Source organism: Chryseobacterium sp. JJR-5R (assembly GCF_034047335.1).
Lineage (GTDB): Bacteria > Bacteroidota > Bacteroidia > Flavobacteriales > Weeksellaceae > Chryseobacterium.
On record NZ_CP139137.1, the window covers coordinates 492,832 to 509,646 of the forward strand.

13 protein-coding genes are annotated in these 16,815 nt (G+C 41.1%); 11 read left to right on the top strand and 2 right to left on the bottom strand.

Going from position 1 to position 16,815, the window contains the following annotated elements; all coding sequences use genetic code 11:
• Positions 1 to 63: 63 nt before the first annotated feature.
• The 5 genes from SD427_RS02360 (at position 64) to metF (ending at position 6,661) form a co-directional block, all read left to right on the top strand.
• Positions 64 to 1,224 (top strand): O-succinylhomoserine sulfhydrylase, encoded by a 1,161-nt coding sequence (locus SD427_RS02360; protein WP_320559710.1) that lies wholly within the window; start codon positions 64 to 66, stop codon positions 1,222 to 1,224.
• 226 nt (positions 1,225 to 1,450) lie between these two features.
• Positions 1,451 to 2,470 (top strand): homocysteine S-methyltransferase family protein, encoded by a 1,020-nt coding sequence (locus tag SD427_RS02365; RefSeq protein ID WP_320559711.1) that lies wholly within the window; start codon positions 1,451 to 1,453, stop codon positions 2,468 to 2,470.
• 61 nt (positions 2,471 to 2,531) lie between these two features.
• Entirely contained in the window at positions 2,532 to 5,192 is a 2,661-nt protein-coding gene (metH, locus tag SD427_RS02370; protein ID WP_320559712.1) for a methionine synthase, read from the top strand.
• An 8-nt stretch (positions 5,193 to 5,200) separates the two neighbouring features.
• The gene (locus SD427_RS02375) at positions 5,201 to 5,677 is read left to right on the top strand and encodes a hypothetical protein (RefSeq protein ID WP_320559713.1); all 477 of its coding nucleotides are present in this window, start codon (positions 5,201 to 5,203) and stop codon (positions 5,675 to 5,677) included.
• 24 nt (positions 5,678 to 5,701) lie between these two features.
• Positions 5,702 to 6,661, top strand: a complete 960-nt coding sequence (gene metF / locus SD427_RS02380; RefSeq protein WP_320559714.1) for a methylenetetrahydrofolate reductase [NAD(P)H] — start codon at positions 5,702 to 5,704, stop codon at positions 6,659 to 6,661.
• Positions 6,662 to 6,766: 105 nt separating this feature from the next.
• Here the strand turns inward: metF and SD427_RS02385 are convergent, their stop codons facing one another.
• Entirely contained in the window at positions 6,767 to 7,270 is a 504-nt protein-coding gene (locus tag SD427_RS02385; RefSeq protein WP_320559715.1) for a hypothetical protein, read from the bottom strand.
• Between the two features lie 21 nt (positions 7,271 to 7,291).
• Entirely contained in the window at positions 7,292 to 8,446 is a 1,155-nt protein-coding gene (locus SD427_RS02390; RefSeq protein ID WP_320559716.1) for a hypothetical protein, read from the bottom strand.
• An 87-nt stretch (positions 8,447 to 8,533) separates the two neighbouring features.
• Here SD427_RS02390 and folE point away from each other — a divergent pair, with 87 nt between their 5' ends.
• The 6 genes from folE (at position 8,534) to SD427_RS02420 (ending at position 16,741) form a co-directional block, all read left to right on the top strand.
• Positions 8,534 to 9,202: a GTP cyclohydrolase I FolE gene (folE, locus tag SD427_RS02395; protein WP_320559717.1), complete on the top strand. Its 669-nt coding sequence runs from the start codon at positions 8,534 to 8,536 to the stop codon at positions 9,200 to 9,202.
• Between the two features lie 155 nt (positions 9,203 to 9,357).
• On the top strand, positions 9,358 to 10,824 hold the full coding sequence (gene cysS, locus SD427_RS02400) for a cysteine--tRNA ligase (RefSeq protein ID WP_320559718.1): 1,467 nt from the start codon (positions 9,358 to 9,360) through the stop codon (positions 10,822 to 10,824).
• Between the two features lie 195 nt (positions 10,825 to 11,019).
• Positions 11,020 to 12,186 (top strand): T9SS type A sorting domain-containing protein, encoded by a 1,167-nt coding sequence (locus SD427_RS02405; RefSeq protein ID WP_320559719.1) that lies wholly within the window; start codon positions 11,020 to 11,022, stop codon positions 12,184 to 12,186.
• Between the two features lie 124 nt (positions 12,187 to 12,310).
• On the top strand, positions 12,311 to 14,962 hold the full coding sequence (locus tag SD427_RS02410) for a 4-alpha-glucanotransferase (RefSeq protein WP_320559720.1): 2,652 nt from the start codon (positions 12,311 to 12,313) through the stop codon (positions 14,960 to 14,962).
• Positions 14,963 to 15,101: 139 nt separating this feature from the next.
• Positions 15,102 to 16,094 carry a hypothetical protein gene (locus SD427_RS02415; RefSeq protein ID WP_320559721.1) on the top strand — a complete coding sequence of 331 codons (993 nt, stop codon included), beginning with the start codon at positions 15,102 to 15,104 and terminating at the stop codon, positions 16,092 to 16,094.
• Positions 16,095 to 16,282: 188 nt separating this feature from the next.
• Positions 16,283 to 16,741 (top strand): hypothetical protein, encoded by a 459-nt coding sequence (locus SD427_RS02420; RefSeq protein WP_320559722.1) that lies wholly within the window; start codon positions 16,283 to 16,285, stop codon positions 16,739 to 16,741.
• The last annotated feature ends 74 nt before the right edge of the window (positions 16,742 to 16,815 follow it).

The following is a 16,815-nucleotide window of genomic DNA, read 5'->3' on the forward strand; positions in this document are numbered from 1 at the left end:
AAAATACTGCCATACATTGGTAAAATGCTAAACTGATACATTGTTCTGTTAAATTTAATTTTTATGGAAAATTTTGAAACCCTTGCGATACGGACACAGACTGAAAGAACCCAGTTTGACGAGCATTCAACACCGCTGTTTTTAACCTCAAGCTTTGTTTTTGAAGATGCCGACGACATGCGTGCCAGCTTTGCCGAAGAAAAACCCAAAAACCTGTACAGCCGGTTTTCAAACCCGAACGTAACGGAATTTACGGATAAGATCACAAAAATGGAAGGCGCGGAAGCAGGCTATGCTTTTGCAACCGGAATGGCAGCCATCTATTCAACTTTTGCCACTTTGCTGAACGCAGGTGACCATATCGTGAGCTGCCAGTCGGTTTTCGGTTCTACCCATACACTGTTCACCAAATATTTCCCGAAATGGAATATCCAGACCAGTTATTTCAAGGCTGAAGATGCAGGAAATGTAGAACAATACATTCAGCCGAACACAAAAATCCTATACCTGGAAACCCCTACCAATCCTGCCATTGAGGTATTGGACCTGGCATTTTTCGGGCAAATCGCTAAAAAGCACAACCTGATATTCATTGTAGACAATTGTTTTGCAACGCCTTACTTACAGCAGCCGGTCAAGTATGGAGCAGATATTGTCGTACATTCGGCAACAAAACTCATTGACGGGCAGGGGCGTGTGTTAGGCGGTGTTGCTGTCGGAAGAGAAGACCTGATCAGGGAAATTTATCTTTTCGCAAGGAATACCGGACCCGCCATGTCTCCGTTTAATGCCTGGGTGTTATCCAAAAGCTTGGAAACATTAGCCGTACGTGTAGAAAGACACTGCGAAAATGCAATGAAAGTAGCGGTATTTTTAGAGAGCCAGCCGAATGTAGAATTGGTGAAATATCCGTTTTTACCTTCTCACCCGGGCTATGAAATTGCCAAAAAGCAGATGAAAATGGGAGGAAATATCGTAGCCTTTGAAATAAAAGGAGGCATTGATGGCGGAAGGAAATTTTTAAATAAAATAAAAATGTGCTCATTATCCGCAAACCTGGGCGATACCAGGACTATTGTGACGCATCCGGCATCAACCACGCATTCCAAGCTGACTGATGAAGAAAGAAATGAAGTTGGGATTACGGCAGGGCTGGTGCGCTGTTCCGTGGGCCTCGAAAATGTGGAGGATATCATTGCAGATCTGAAGCAGGCGCTGGAATAATACGGCCTTAGGCAGCGTTGGAAGATTCAGGAGCAACAGCATACCGTTTCAGAAACAAAATTCTCACCTGCTGTCCGCTGTATCTTTTTTGTTCGGTTCCGCCTCGCAAAAAAGGATGCCGCTTCCATCAGGGCTATGTTGAAGATTTTGTTGTCAATTCACTGATGATAAAAAAAATAGAAATTAAATTCATTTCCTATTTAAAACAGATCATAATAAAGTAAAAATGAAAAATTCAGAACCATTATACAAAGCATTGTCCGAAAGGATCTTGATTCTTGACGGCGCCATGGGAACCATGCTGCAGCGCTATAAATTTGAAGAAGAAGATTACCGTGGCGAACGTTTCAGAAACTGGGAACACCCTGTAAAAGGAAACAATGATTTGCTGTCTCTCACACAACCCCACGCCATCTATGAAGTACATCAAAAATACCTTGAAGCCGGTGCCGATATCATCGAAACCAATACATTTTCAGGAACCACCATTGCGATGGCAGATTACCATATGGAAGAGCTGGTGTATGAGCTGAATTACGAATCAGCAAAAATAGCACGCCGTGCCTGTGAGGAATACACCGCAAAAAATCCGGATAAACCGAGATTTGTAGCCGGTGCCATAGGCCCGACCAACAGAACCGCAAGCCTCAGCCCCGATGTTAACGACCCGGGTTATAGGGCCATTACTTTTGAAGAGTTAAGAGCAGCTTATAAACAGCAGTGCGAGGCTCTGTTAGACGGAGGCTCCGATATTTTGCTTGTAGAAACCATTTTCGATACCCTGAATGCAAAAGCAGCCCTGTTTGCCATCGATGAAATTCAGGAAGAAAGAGGAATCAATATCCCGATTATGGTTTCCGGGACCATTACCGATGCTTCAGGAAGGACACTGAGCGGCCAGACGGCAGAAGCTTTCTTAATCTCCGTATCACATCTGAACCTGCTGAGCGTAGGGTTCAACTGTGCATTAGGGGCCAATCAGCTGACCCCGTATCTCGAGACATTAGCCCACAACTCCGGGTTTTATGTTTCGGCCTATCCTAATGCAGGTTTGCCCAATGCTTTCGGGCAGTATGACGAGTCTCCGGAGTTTATGGCAGAGCAGATCAGGGAATATGTGGAAAAAAAGCTGATCAATATCGTCGGCGGATGCTGCGGTACCACACCGGAACATATCAGGGCGATTGCAGGTCTGGTTGAAAAATATGAACCGAGAAAAACAACCTATAATAAGGCGTTGATTTAATAATCTGCGGATGCTCAGTTCATCGGCAGATGGTTAGATTTTTAAATTGGTAAATTATAAAATGAAATATTTAAGATTATCAGGGCTTGAGCCTTTAATTATAACACCGGAAAGCAACTTTATCAATGTTGGGGAAAGAACCAATGTTGCCGGATCCAAGAAATTTTTACGATTAATAAAAGAAGAGAAGTTTTCTGAAGCTTTAGATATTGCAAGAGATCAGGTGGAGGGTGGTGCCCAGATTCTTGATGTTAATTTTGACGACGGCCTGATCGATGGAAAAGCTTCCATGATCAAATTTCTCAACCTCATCGGCTCCGAGCCGGATATTTCCAAAATCCCGATTATGGTCGATTCTTCCAAGTGGGAGATTCTTGAAGCCGGCCTCCAGGTGGTCCAGGGAAAATGTGTGGTGAATTCCATCAGTTTAAAAGAAGGAAAAGAAGAGTTCGTAAAACATGCCAGGGCAATAAAAAGATATGGGGCAGCCGTGATTGTCATGGCTTTTGATGAAGTGGGACAGGCAGACAATTACGATAGGAGGCTCGAAATAACAAAACGTTCTTATGACATTCTGGTCAATGAAGTAAAATTTCCTGCTGAGGATATTATTTTCGACTTAAACATCTTTCCTGTAGCTACCGGAATGGATGAACACCGAAGGAATGCCATTGACTTTATTGAGGCGACACGATGGGTAAGGCAAAACCTTCCGTATGCTTCGGTGAGCGGAGGCGTTTCCAACGTTTCTTTCTCTTTCCGCGGAAATGATACCGTAAGAGAAACCATGCATTCGGTTTTTCTTTATCATGCCATACAGGCGGGAATGAACATCGGCATCGTAAACCCTGCCATGCTCGAGGTGTATGATCAGATTAACAAAGAACTCTTGGAACTTGTTGAAGATGTCATTCTCGATAAAAGAGAAGATGCCACAGAACGGCTGCTGGATTATTCTGAAAGAAATAAATCGGTAAAAAAAGAAAAAACTGAAGAACTGGAATGGCGTTCTTATCCTTTGCAGGAAAGGATAACCCATTCTCTGGTAAAAGGAATCGACCGTTTTATCGAAGAAGATGTGGAGGAAGCAAGAAAAATTGCGGAACGGCCGCTTCATGTCATAGAAATCAATCTGATGACCGGAATGGGCGTGGTGGGTGATCTTTTCGGAAGCGGAAAAATGTTTCTGCCGCAGGTGGTAAAATCAGCCCGGGTAATGAAAAAGGCGGTAGCCTATCTGCAGCCTTTTATTGAAGCGGAAAAAGACCAGACCCAAAAGGCCAACGGAAAAATATTAATGGCCACCGTAAAGGGCGATGTTCACGATATCGGTAAAAATATTGTAAGTGTGGTCCTGGGGTGCAACAATTATGAAATTGTAGATTTGGGTGTAATGGTTCCTGCCGAAAAGATTATCCAGGCCGCCATTGATCATCAGGTTGATGTCATCGGGTTAAGCGGATTAATTACCCCAAGCTTAGATGAAATGGTCTACATTGCTTCAGAACTGGAACGGCAGAACTTGAATTTTCCTTTACTGATCGGCGGTGCAACGACATCAAAAGCCCATACCGCAGTAAAGATTGATCTGAAATATAAAAATGCCGTAGTCCACGTAAACGATGCCTCAAGGGCAGTAAACGTAGTAAGTTCCCTGTTGGGCGACCGCAATAAAGAATATGTTTCGGATCTGAAAAACGACTATTCGGATTTCAGGGAAAAATTCCTGAACCGGCAGATCGACAAAGATTATGTCACCATTGAAGAAGCTAGGATAAACCGTTTTAAAATTGACTGGCAGAATGAAGAAATCTTCACCCCAAACCAATTGGGAATACAGGTTTTTGAAAACCAGGATTTAAATGAGCTATTGCCGTTTGTAGACTGGTCGCCGTTTTTCAGGAGCTGGGACCTTCATGGAAAATACCCGAATATTTTGGAAGATGAGGTGGTCGGGGCACAGGCCAGAGAACTGTTTAAAGACGCGCAGGTGATTTTAAAAAGGATCCTTGACGAAAAACTGCTCACCGCAAAAGCCATTTTCGGGATTTTCAAAGCAAATTCCAATGAAACGGATGATATTATCATCTACGATGAACACCATAATGAACAGGTTAAATTCTTGACCCTAAGGCAGCAGGCTCAAAGGTCGAAAGGAAAAGATTATCTGGCATTAAGTGACTTTATTGCTCCCCAGAGTTCCGGTAAGACTGATTATATGGGAGCATTCTGTGTAACCACAGGCTTCGGTACGGATGAGCTGTCTAATGAATATGAAAAAGCCCATGATGATTACAATGCCATCATGGTAAAAGCTTTAGCCGACCGTTTTGCAGAAGCTTACGCTGAATTTTTGCATAAAAAAGTCAGGACCGAATACTGGGGCTATGCCAACCAAGAAAACCTGAGCAATGAAGAACTGATTGCCGAGAAATACAAAGGGATACGTCCCGCACCCGGTTATCCCGCCTGTCCTGACCATCTGGAAAAGCATGCGATCTGGGATCTTTTAAAAGTAGAAGAAAACATCGGCGTATATTTAACGGAAAGCCTTGCCATGTTCCCGACTGCTTCGGTTTCGGGATATTATTTCGGAAGTCCGCATGCCAAGTATTTCGGATTGGGGAAAATTGCCGAAGACCAGTTAAAAGATTATTCCGGCAGGAAAGGCATTCCTTTACAGGAAGCCAGGAAATGGCTGTCACCTAATTTAGCAGATTAAGATAATCAATGAGAAAGCTGATTTTATTTTCCGTGTTTATAAATTGTTTTGTTTCCGGACAAAAAAGCTGCTGTCAATATTTAACTGCTTCAAAAACGAGTTATTTAAAAAGTACAGGGAAATTTGAACTGAACATAAAAAATACCGGAAATGAATTTTTTAAAGTTCCAAAAGAAATTAATTTTTGTAATATGAGAATGGTTGATTTTGAACTTTTCAATGAAGAAACACAATTGTTTGAAAAAATGAACAGAACAGAAAATGATATTGACTGTTTTACTTACTCGGACAAATTAAAAAAAATTAAACCTGATAAAACATATACCTACCAAGTCAATCTTAAATCTTATTTTGACATAATATGGAACGAACATTTTTTTGAAGACTTTAATGACAGAAAATATCGTTTCAAAATCAGTTTTGCATTCCATGATTACTATAACCGTGGAGAAAATCTGCTGACAGATTGGATTTACAGAGACTGATGGAAGTTTAAGCAATTATATAAAATGAAAATCACAGACCATATAAAAAAAGCAAACGGAAAAACATTATTCTCTCTTGAGGTAGTGCCGCCGCAAAAAGGGATCGGGATCGAAGACCTGTACACGAATATTGACCCGCTGATGGAATTCAAGCCGCCGTTTATTGATGTAACGACCTCCAGAGAAGAATATATTTATATTAATAAAGGAAATGGGTTGATGGAGCGCAGGATTACCAGAATGCGGCCCGGGACTTTAGGAATCTGTGCGGCCATTCAGCATAAATACAGTGTCGATACCGTTCCCCATCTTCTTTGTGGAGGTTTTACCAAAGAAGAAACAGAATACCTTCTGGTGGACTGTATGTACCTTGGGATAGACAATATCATGGCGTTACGGGGTGATGCCATGAAGGGCCACCAGTATTTTGAGCCTACTCAGGGCGGGCATGCGAGTGCCATGAATCTGGTACATCAGATCAATGACCTGGGAAGAGGAAAGTATCTGCACAACGAAGAACAGGAATGCGACGAGCACAATAAATTCTGTGTCGGGGTAGCGGGTTATCCCGAAAAACATATGGAAGCGCCGTCCATGAACTATGATCTGAAATGGCTTAAACAAAAAGTGGATGCCGGTGCCGACTACATCGTAACCCAGATGTTTTTTGACAATAAAAAATTTATTGAGTTTGTCCAGAAAGCACGGGCCATGGGGATTTCGGTTCCTATTATTCCGGGAATCAAACCGATTGCCACCAAGAAGCATTTGAAAATTTTACCGCAGATCTTTAAGATCGATTTGCCGGAAGAATTAATTAATGAAGTAGAAAAAGCGAAGAACAATGAAGCCGTAAAGCAGATCGGGGTTGAATGGGCAGTCAGCCAGTGCAGGGAGCTGCTGGATTTTGGCGTTCCTGTTTTACACTTTTACTCAATGGGAAAAAGCGATAACATTAAAAAGGTAGCCGGGGAACTATTCTGATAAAAGTATAATGATGTTGATTTTAAAAGCCTTGCTGTAAAGCAAGGCTTTTGCAGTTCGATAGTATTTATGAATTTCGGCGGAGCCTTTGGCTCCGCCGAAATTTTAAATCTGATGAGCTATTGGCATTTCGTTCTGATAGGCAACCAGCCTGTCGAAAACGCTTTTTGTAGTAGGTTTTGAAGAATCGGTATTAAAAATAAACATGCCGCTCTCAATATTAAAATAATATTTTCTTTCCTGATCTTCTACCGAAAACCATTTCAGAAGGCCGTTTACAATATTGACGTCCTCCCATTTGATAGAGCTTGAGTCCAGAGAAAATACATGCGGGTTCCGGTGCAGCGTGTCTGTAAAATGAATATTCCGGCCTTCAACATAAATAATACCGCTGCCTTGGAAAGCCTTGAGCTTAAAAAATTCATTCTGTGCCGTTCCCATATTGTAGCGTACAAAAGCATAATATTCAGGCGTGCCGATGGTTTCCAACAATGCTTTCTGTTTCTTCTTCCTGCTTCTGGCTGCAATGTAGGCAATCAGCAAGATAAGTGCAGGAATAGAAAAGATAATAAACAGAAAAAGGATAATCAAAATAATTATTGAGTCCATAATTGTTCGTTTTTTTAATATTTATAATTCAGGGTGTCTCTTAAATTCTTTATTCCGGTCAAATAAATACCGGTAAGTAGCCAGTTTGCGTGTTACAGTGGTATCCAGGCTTTCGGCAATCTTAATCATTTTAGGGTTAAAATCACCGATCCATTGCAGCTCAGTTACCTTAAAGTCAGTATGCTTTCTCAAATGCTGCGTCCCTTCCCAGATCATATATCCTTCGAGGCCTTTTTTCTGCCACTCAGGAACAACACCAAAAACAAGACCAACCATTTTTTCGTTCTTCTTAAATCTTTTAAACCAGAGAAGCTTAAGCTTTTCCCACAGCCCGAATTTTCCGTTCAGGTATTTAAACCACTGGTTAAGGTCCGGGATATTCATCCACATGGCAACCGGCTTATCGTTTTCATAAACAAACCATGATATGTGTTCATTAATAATCGGTTTCATCATCCTGAACATCTTCAGGGTCTTTGCCTCTTCCATTTGTTTGCCCTCTCCGTGCGCAGCCCATGCTTTGTTATAAATTTCCGTAAAATCCTTTGCGAATTTTCCCAATCGGTCTTTCGTCATGGGGATTGCAGAAATGGCCGGGTTCCTCTTGTGTTTGGTATGCATCAGCGTAAAAACCCGTGAAACTTCAGCGAAGATAGGCCTCGAAAAACAAAGCTGTTCAAAATAAATGCGAAATCCATACTGGGCAAAAAGATCTTTGTAATATGGGAAATTATAATTCATCCCGAAAAGAGGCTCAATAAAACCTTCAGTCAGAAGGCCCCAGAATTTATCGCGTTCCCCGAAGTTGATCGGGCCGTCCATCGCTTCCATGCCCCGCTGCTGAAGCCAGCCTCTGCAGTGGTCAAAAATAAAATTTGCGGTTTTCTGATCATTGATACAGTCGAAAAACCCGATCCCTCCGGTAGGCTGTGCCTGTTCATAGAGCGTATTCACAAAAACGGCAACCTTTCCTACGGTTTGATGCTGCTTGTTCCTGAACAGGAATCTGGTGCATTCCCCGCTTCTGAAGAATTTATTTTTTTCAGGATCGAAGAATTCTTCAATATCTTTATTCAGAGGCCTGATATAATTTTCATCATGCTGATAAAGTCTTGCCGGAAACTCCAGAAATTCTCTTTTGTGATTTTCATTTTGTACTTCTTCAACAATAATCATAAGGCAGGGGCTGAAAGATAATTTTTAGTATGATTTGAAATAAACAAAACGGATATTATCCGTATTTTTGCTGCAAATTAAATAAAAATGGTTGATTTTACGGATAACGATGATGATATTTTCACGGGAAAAGAACATACGCCTATTAGGAAAGATGCTTTTGATAAATCGCCGGAGGAGAAAATAGAAAAAATCACAGCGCTTTTCGGAGAAATCATGGAAACATTAGGTCTGGATATGACCGATGATTCCTTAAAAGATTCCCCGAAGCGGGTCGCCAAAATGTATGTCAATGAAATTTTCGGCGGGCTTTTGCCGGAAAACAAACCCGGAATTTCCACGTTCTCGAACAAATATAAATACCGCCAGATGCTGGTGGAAAAAGATATTACCGTATATTCATTCTGTGAACATCATTTTTTACCGATTATCGGGAGGGCACATGTAGCGTATATTTCAAACGGTCAGGTCATCGGTCTTTCAAAGATCAACAGGATTGTGGACTATTATGCCAAAAGGCCGCAGGTTCAGGAAAGGCTTACCATGCAGATTGTTGATGCCCTAAAAGAAGCCTTAGGGACAAAAGATGTAGCCTGTATTATTGATGCGAAGCATCTTTGTGTAAATTGCAGGGGCATAAAAGATACGGCCAGTTCTACGATCACGGCAGAACTGAGCGGGATTTTCAGAACGAACCCGATCACAAGACAGGAATTCCTGCATTATGTGGGAAGCCATGCAAAATTGGATTATTAAATTACTGCGAATGATAAAATTTAAAAAAGTTTCAGACAAAATTTTCATAACCACAATTATTTGTTGTTGCGATGAATGTTGCTGTTAAAGGATTTCGGTCTTTTAATTGGAAAAGCTTTAAACTAAATTTTAAAATCATTAAATCAAAATAAAAAATGCAATTAAAAATATACAACTCGCTTGCGGGAGAAAAAGAAATATTCAAACCCATTCTTGAAGGAAACGTCGGGATGTATGTCTGCGGGCCTACCGTGTACAGCAATGTGCATCTGGGAAATGTTCGTACTTTCCTTTCCTTTGATTTTATCTACAGGAGCCTGACACATTTGGGTTATAAAGTAAGATACGTCCGGAATATCACCGATGCCGGCCACCTTACCGATGACGGGGACGTTAACAACGACCGGTTTGTAAAACAGACCCGCCTTGAAAAGCTGGAACCTATGGAAATCGTACAGAAATATACGGTGGATTTTCATAAAGTGCTGGAAATGTTCAATCTGTTGCCGCCGAATATTGAACCGACCGCAACCGGCCACATTGTAGAGCAGATTGAACTGACCCAAAAACTGATTGAAAAAGGATTTGCTTACGAAAGCAACGGTTCCGTTTATTTCGATGTGCTGGAATATAACAGGAGAGGATTAAATTACGGTGAACTTTCCAAAAGGAATATTGAAGAGCTTTTTGCCAATACCCGTGATTTAGACGGACAGGGTGAAAAGAAAAACCCGCAGGATTTTGCCCTTTGGAAAAAAGCTTCCCCGGCACATATCATGAGATGGAACTCGCCTTGGGGAGAAGGTTTCCCGGGATGGCACCTGGAATGTACGGCAATGAGCACGAAATATTTAGGCGAAACTTTTGATATCCACGGCGGCGGAATGGACCTGAAATTCCCGCACCACGAATGTGAGATTGCCCAGGGGAAAGCCTGCAACGATGCTTCACCCGTAAACTACTGGATGCATGCCAATATGCTGACGATGAATTCCCAGCGTATGAGCAAATCTACCGGAAACTATATCCTGCCGATGCAGCTGGTGACAGGCGAAAATGATTTTTTTGAAAAACCTTTCCATCCGTCAATTGTACGGTTCTGCTTTTTACAGGCGCATTATAGAAGTGTCCTGGATATCTCCAATGATGCAATGATAGCCAGCGAAAAAGGATTTATCAGACTGATGGAAGCGGTGAAAGTTTTAGGCTCCGTTACGCCAGATGATGAAAAGCAGTCCGGTTTTATCCTGGCAGAATGGAAAACCAAAGCCTATGATGCTTTGAATGACGACTTTAATTCCCCGGTTTTGATCGCCCACTTATTTGAAGCCGTAAAATATATTTTTGCTTTGAACGACGGAAAAGAAACCATCTCAACGAAAGACTTAGAAGACCTGAAATCCACTTTGGATGCCTTTATCTTTGATGTCTTAGGCTTACAGACCATTGAAGAAAACAACAATGAAAAACTGGACCAGACCTTAAAAGTATTGATCGAATTAAGGAACCAGGCGAGGAAATCCAAAAACTTCGGGCTTTCAGACCAGATCCGTGACAAGCTTCTTGCTGAAGGCATTGAATTAAAAGACGGAAGGGACGGAACATCCTATGTCCTGAATTAATTTTTTTAAATATTGATATTATAAACTCCCACAATGATCTGTGGGAGTTTTTTTATGCTTACCCCTGTTACTTCAGTGTAGGGAAGAATTTATCAATTTAATATTCAAGAATAAATCTTATGAATTTTTTTTGACCAATCTGAAAATTGTGTAACTTAGTCACAGTAAAATAATTACGAACCAAATATACATCCTATGAAAAAACATTTACTTCCTTTGTTTTTAATGCTTTCGGCAGCCAACGTTTATGCACAGCAGGACTTCTTTGCCCTTACCGGAAAAGATACGCCAAGCATTATTTTCAGTGATTTCCGCGCCATTGATGGGACTACCGGCGTATCTGGAGACAAGGTTTTTACTGCAGATGCCCCTGCAAGAATATTTTCACAAAGCAGGAACGCTGCTGTAACGGAAGATAAGAACACCTACAACAATTCCCAGGCAGTCAATATGGCAACACTGGCTTACGATCCGGTTAACAATAACCTGGTTTATATGCCGATGTTTTCCTCCAATATTTATGTCCTGAATGCAAAAACCAAAGAAATCACGCTGGTGGAAAACACAGTGACCAGAGTAACATCATGCGACATCAATTCCCATATGACGAGAATGGCAGCAGGGCATGACGGAAATATCTATGCAATCAATAATGCCGGAACCCAGTTTTTGCAGATCAGCAGAAAAGGAGGCCAGTATATCGTTAACGACCTGGGCATTATAAAAAACGATGCTTCAAACGGGAAAAATTCTTTTACGATGATTGAAACCGGTTTTGGCGGCGATATGATTGCAGATGCAGATAACAACTTTTATGTCTTTGCCACTTCAGGAAATGTTTTTAAAATTTCAATGAAAGAGCTTAAGGCTAAATTCATGGGCAAAATTTCAGGAATCCCTGAAAATTACTCAGTTAACGGTTCTGCGGTAAACTCAAAAGGCAAAGTGGTAATTGCAAGTGCGAAAGGCGCGCCTTTGTATGAGGTGGATCTTAATACTTTGCAGGCAAGCCAGATGGCAGGTGAACAGAATCTTCATATTTACGATCTGGCCAGTAAGTATTTTGCCAATGACAAAGCCGTTTCCAGTACTGTTTTTGCCAATCTTGATATTTATCCTACAAGAGTGGATGATCATGTCATCAATGTGAACGTCAATGATAAATCAGTAAAAGGAAATATCAAGCTGACGGTTTATGATATGTCCGGTAAAAATGTAATGAAGCAGGATTTATCCGTAAAAGGAGGCACACTGAACCGACAGGTTAATCTCGGGAATCTGGTAAGCGGAGCCTATCTGGTGAATATTGCCGACGAATCCGGGAAAACATTGTTAAACAAAAAAATTATGGTGACGGAATAACCTTTTTATTCTCCTTGAAATATAGAAACCTTTTCAGTATCTGAAGAGGTTTTTTAATGAATATTTGACATTCATTAAGTTTCATTTTTCGATATTATAATGTATTTTTATAAAAAAAATATAAATGAAGCTATACTTTAATGTAGGTTACAGTACAAAAGTAGGAGAGAATCTGCAATTGGTGATTACTGAAGAAGGTGCTGTATCAAAGACTCATCCAATGTTTTATACAGAAAACGGTTTATGGAAATGTGAGATTGATCACTTTTCAAAAATAATTTCCTACCGTTACCAGCTCACAGGGGAAAAGGGAAATATCCTGAAGGAAGAGTTTGTTCAACACCATCTTAATTTTTCTCACCTCTACAAAGAATTTGTGATTTTTGATCAGTGGAACAGTAAAAATTTCCCCGAGAATTATTTAAACAATAAGATTCTTCACAATAAGCTGAATGCCTTCAGGCCTGAAAAAAAACCGGTTCTGAAGAAGCATACCCACCTGTTCAGGATTGAAGCTCCCGTATATAACCCGAACTGGAAAATTATCCTGTCCGGAAGTACGCCTTCTCTGGGCAGTTGGGATCATGAAAAAGCCCTTCATCTGTCCCAGACCGGTTTCGGGATCTGGGAAATTTCAGTTGAAATCCCTGAACATGAAACAATTCAGTATAAATATGGTCTGTATGACCTGGAAAAGCAACAGGTAATTGATATTGAAGCCGGCGAAAACCGGTTCACGCCGCCCAACTATTCAAAAGAAGTACTGCAGATTGTGTCAGATCATTACTTTAAATTCAAGCTTCACCAGATGTATCACGATGCCGGCGTTGCTGTTCCCGTGTTTTCATTAAGGACACAGGATGGCTTCGGAGTAGGCGAGTTTTCTGATATGAAAAAGCTTGCCGACTGGGCGAAAGAAACCAGCCTCGGCATTATCCAGATCCTCCCGATCAATGATACTACGGCCAATTATACATGGACGGATTCATATCCTTACGCCGCAGTTTCTGTTTATGCACTGCATCCGCAGTATATTTCCCTGGAAAATCTTGATTTTAAACTGCCGGAAGATACCCTTAAGGAATATGACGCTGAAAAAGAAGAGCTTAATGCTTTGGAATTAATTGATTACGAGAAAATGATCTCCGGAAAATGGAAATACCTTAAAGCCGTTTTCAATACCAATACTGATAAAATCTATAAAGACAGGAACTTCAAAAAATTCATCAAGGATAATGAAAGCTGGCTGGTTCCGTATTGCGCATTTTGTGTACTGAGGGATAAATATAAAACCCCGAACTTCAACGAATGGAAAACCCATAAAAAATACATCGCAGGAAAAATTGCTCCGTTCTTTACCGCTAAAAGCAAAGAATATGAAGCGTCCATGCTTCATGCCTGGGTACAATACCAGCTTCATAAGCAACTCAAAGAGGCCATCGACTATATGCATAGTTTAGGCGTATCGGTGAAAGGAGACCTTCCGATCGGCATCTACAGGCACTCTGTGGAAGCATGGACGGAACCTGAACTCTTTGGGATGGATTTCCAGGCCGGGGCACCGCCTGACCAGTTTACAGAACTGGGACAGAACTGGGAATTCCCAACTTATAACTGGGAAGCTATGAAAGCCAATGATTACCAATGGTGGAAAAACAGGTTCAAGGCGCTGGAACAGTATTTTGATGCCATGCGTATTGATCATATTCTTGGCTTTTTCAGGATCTGGAGGATGCCGGTTTCCGCTACACAGGGAATCTTGGGTTATTTTTATCCTGCCGTGCCGATAACACTGGAAGAATTCAATGCCCGGCATATTCCGTTTAATTTTGACCGGTACTGCAAGCCGTTTATCAATGACCAGATCCTGGAGAAATATTTCGGCGAAAATAAAGAAGATGCAATGGCATTTTTTGACAGTAATCAGGACGGAACGTACTCTTTTAAAGAAGAATTTGATACGCAGCGCAAACTTTCTGATTCCTTCAGGAAAAACCCTCACGGCCCGATTGAAGAACAGCTGATTGCTTTATGTGCCAACGTATTGTTTTTAATTGAAGAAAGAAACGGACAGGTTGTTTATCACCCGAGATTCAATCTCTATCATACGGAGTCTTATCATTATTTATCTGATTGGGAAAAGAAATCCCTCTACGACCTTTACCAGGATTATTTCTTTGTAAGACAAGATCAGCTCTGGTATGAAAAAGCGATGGAAAAACTTCCGGTTATCCTCAATGCAACCAAAATGCTGATCTGCGGCGAAGACCTCGGAATGGTTCCGGACTGTGTTCCTGTGGTAATGGATGAGCTGGCAATTGTTGCGCTGAAGGTCCAGCGGATGCCTTCAGACCATCTTCCTTTTTACAACCCGCAGAATGCAGGCTACCTGAATGTGGTTACGGCATCTTCGCATGACAGTTCTACGTTAAGGCAGTGGTGGCAGGAAGACCCGGCTTTAACCCAGCAGTATTTTAATGAGCAGCTGGTGCAGTACGGAAAGGCTCCGGAAGAATTGGATGCGCATCTGGCTGAAATAATTATGAAACAGCATCTTTACAACGATGCCATGCTGGCTGTTTTCCCGATTCAGGAGTTTCTGGCGACAGATAAGGAACTTACCAATATTGAAATGAACCATGAGCGGATTAATAATCCGGCTGTGTTCCCGCATTACTGGAGGTACAGGATGCACGTTCAGCTGGAAGACCTCAAAGGACGTTCAGATTTCAATCATAAGATCTCGGATTGGGTAAAAGACAGTGGAAGATCATAAATTTAATAATTGATTATCAATTCGTTAATGTTAAATATAAAAGAAGTTTTATCAGATGATTTAACTTCTTTTTTTTATTTGTATCAAAAAGATAGAATTAAGATATTCTACTATATATTAACCAATTAACGGCTATACAATGAAAAAAATATTAATCAGTTTTGCTTTGGGTATCGCAACTTTTGCTTTTGCTCAACAGTATCCGGATAACGGATGGGATGACAGCGGATATGATCAGAATCAAGGAGGATATTACAGCGATCAGGATGATCAGAATTATTTCCCTGATGATTATTATTACAATTATCCCCAGGATTATTATCCCAATAATTACTACCAGAGTAATTACAACGATTACAGGAACAGCATTACAAGCATCAACTGGAATGTATTCTTCAACCAGAACAGGCTTGCACCATGGCAGATTGATCAGATCTTAAGGTTAAACAATCTGTATTCAGGTTTTTCCACCTGGAATAATTTTTACAGCTATAACCCTGACAGATGGTATTATGACCGGTTTTATGCACTGGAAAGAATTATGGGGCCGAGGGTTTTTGTGATTTTCCAGAATAATTATTACAGAGGACACAGTCCGGTAGTGTATTTCCAGAATTACAGAAGATCGCATTATGCCGCTATCTGCAGGCCAATGCCACGCTATAGGAATGTCAATATCAATATTTATAGGGTAGACAGATCGAATTTCCGCAGGATGGATAACCCTACGATCAATATCGTGAGAAGCCAGAGGCCGGGCAACGGTTTCAGAGGGCCGGTAAGAGACGGCAATAATGGCGGAGGATTTCGTGGGCAGGCTGAAAACAGGAGTAACAGTAATAGAAGCGACTCCGGTTTCAGAAAAGAAAACAGCGGAGTAAGGAATAACGGAGGATTCCGTACGGAAAGAACTGAAAACAACGGAAGCGGAGGATTCAGGAACAACGGGGGATTTCGTGGCAACGCGGAAGTAAGAAGAGAGGAGGCTCCGAGAAGAGAAAATAACGGAGGCGGTTTCAGAAATGACGGAGGTTTTAAAAGAAGTGAGAACACGGCTCCGAGACAGCAGAATACTGGAGGCGGGGAAAGAAGCGGAAACCGTGGTTTCAGAACCGGATTTGCAAGAAATTAATTTTCATATATTATATTTAAGTGGTGTGAAGGGCAGATTTTAGGATTTGCTCTTCTTTTGTTTTCATGCTTTTTTGTTGTTGTATAATTAATATCAAAATTTAACAATTTTTATGAATTATTTGGTTTAACTTTTATTTTAACTTATAATCAAAAAGATATACAACAATAAATTTAAAATTTAGAAATATGAAAAAGTTAGTATTAGCCGTTGCATTAGTGGGAATGGGGAGTTTAGCCATGGCTCAGCAGACGCCCCCACAGGATCAGGAAGGAAGAAGAGCAGAGATGCATCAGAAATTCCAGGAAAAAGAGCGGGAGCACCTGGATAAGATGCAGAAAGACCTGAATCTGAATCAGTCACAGGTAGCCCAGATCAAAGCCCTGCATGAAAAAAGAAAAGCTGAAATGAAAGCTGACTTTGATAAAAATAAAGACCAGAGGCAGGCCAGGATGCAGGAGATGAAAACGAAAAGGGATCAGATGGATGCGGATATGAAGCAGATTTTAACCCCTCAGCAGTATGATAAATGGCAGATGGACAGAAAAGCTAAAATGGAACAGAGGAAAGTAGCGATGAAAGAAAAAGGGATGAAAGGCGGAAAAATGCACAGGCCGATGAAAACGGCGGCTCCGGAAAAAAATTAAGTAGTTTATAGTTTAATGTTTTTAATGTGTTAAGGGACGGAATTTATTCCGTCCTTTTCTATTAAATTTTATTA

Coding starts and splice junctions, on each gene's coding strand:
- cysS (WP_320559718.1), top strand. CDS start 9,358: ATGCAATTAAAAATATACAACTCGCTTGCGGGAGAAAAAGAAATATTC.
- SD427_RS02375 (WP_320559713.1), top strand. CDS start 5,201: ATGAGAAAGCTGATTTTATTTTCCGTGTTTATAAATTGTTTTGTTTCC.
- SD427_RS02390 (WP_320559716.1), bottom strand. CDS start 8,446: ATGATTATTGTTGAAGAAGTACAAAATGAAAATCACAAAAGAGAATTT.
- SD427_RS02405 (WP_320559719.1), top strand. CDS start 11,020: ATGAAAAAACATTTACTTCCTTTGTTTTTAATGCTTTCGGCAGCCAAC.
- folE (WP_320559717.1), top strand. CDS start 8,534: ATGGTTGATTTTACGGATAACGATGATGATATTTTCACGGGAAAAGAA.
- SD427_RS02385 (WP_320559715.1), bottom strand. CDS start 7,270: ATGGACTCAATAATTATTTTGATTATCCTTTTTCTGTTTATTATCTTT.
- SD427_RS02365 (WP_320559711.1), top strand. CDS start 1,451: ATGAAAAATTCAGAACCATTATACAAAGCATTGTCCGAAAGGATCTTG.
- SD427_RS02420 (WP_320559722.1), top strand. CDS start 16,283: ATGAAAAAGTTAGTATTAGCCGTTGCATTAGTGGGAATGGGGAGTTTA.
- metH (WP_320559712.1), top strand. CDS start 2,532: ATGAAATATTTAAGATTATCAGGGCTTGAGCCTTTAATTATAACACCG.
- metF (WP_320559714.1), top strand. CDS start 5,702: ATGAAAATCACAGACCATATAAAAAAAGCAAACGGAAAAACATTATTC.
- SD427_RS02415 (WP_320559721.1), top strand. CDS start 15,102: ATGAAAAAAATATTAATCAGTTTTGCTTTGGGTATCGCAACTTTTGCT.
- SD427_RS02360 (WP_320559710.1), top strand. CDS start 64: ATGGAAAATTTTGAAACCCTTGCGATACGGACACAGACTGAAAGAACC.
- SD427_RS02410 (WP_320559720.1), top strand. CDS start 12,311: ATGAAGCTATACTTTAATGTAGGTTACAGTACAAAAGTAGGAGAGAAT.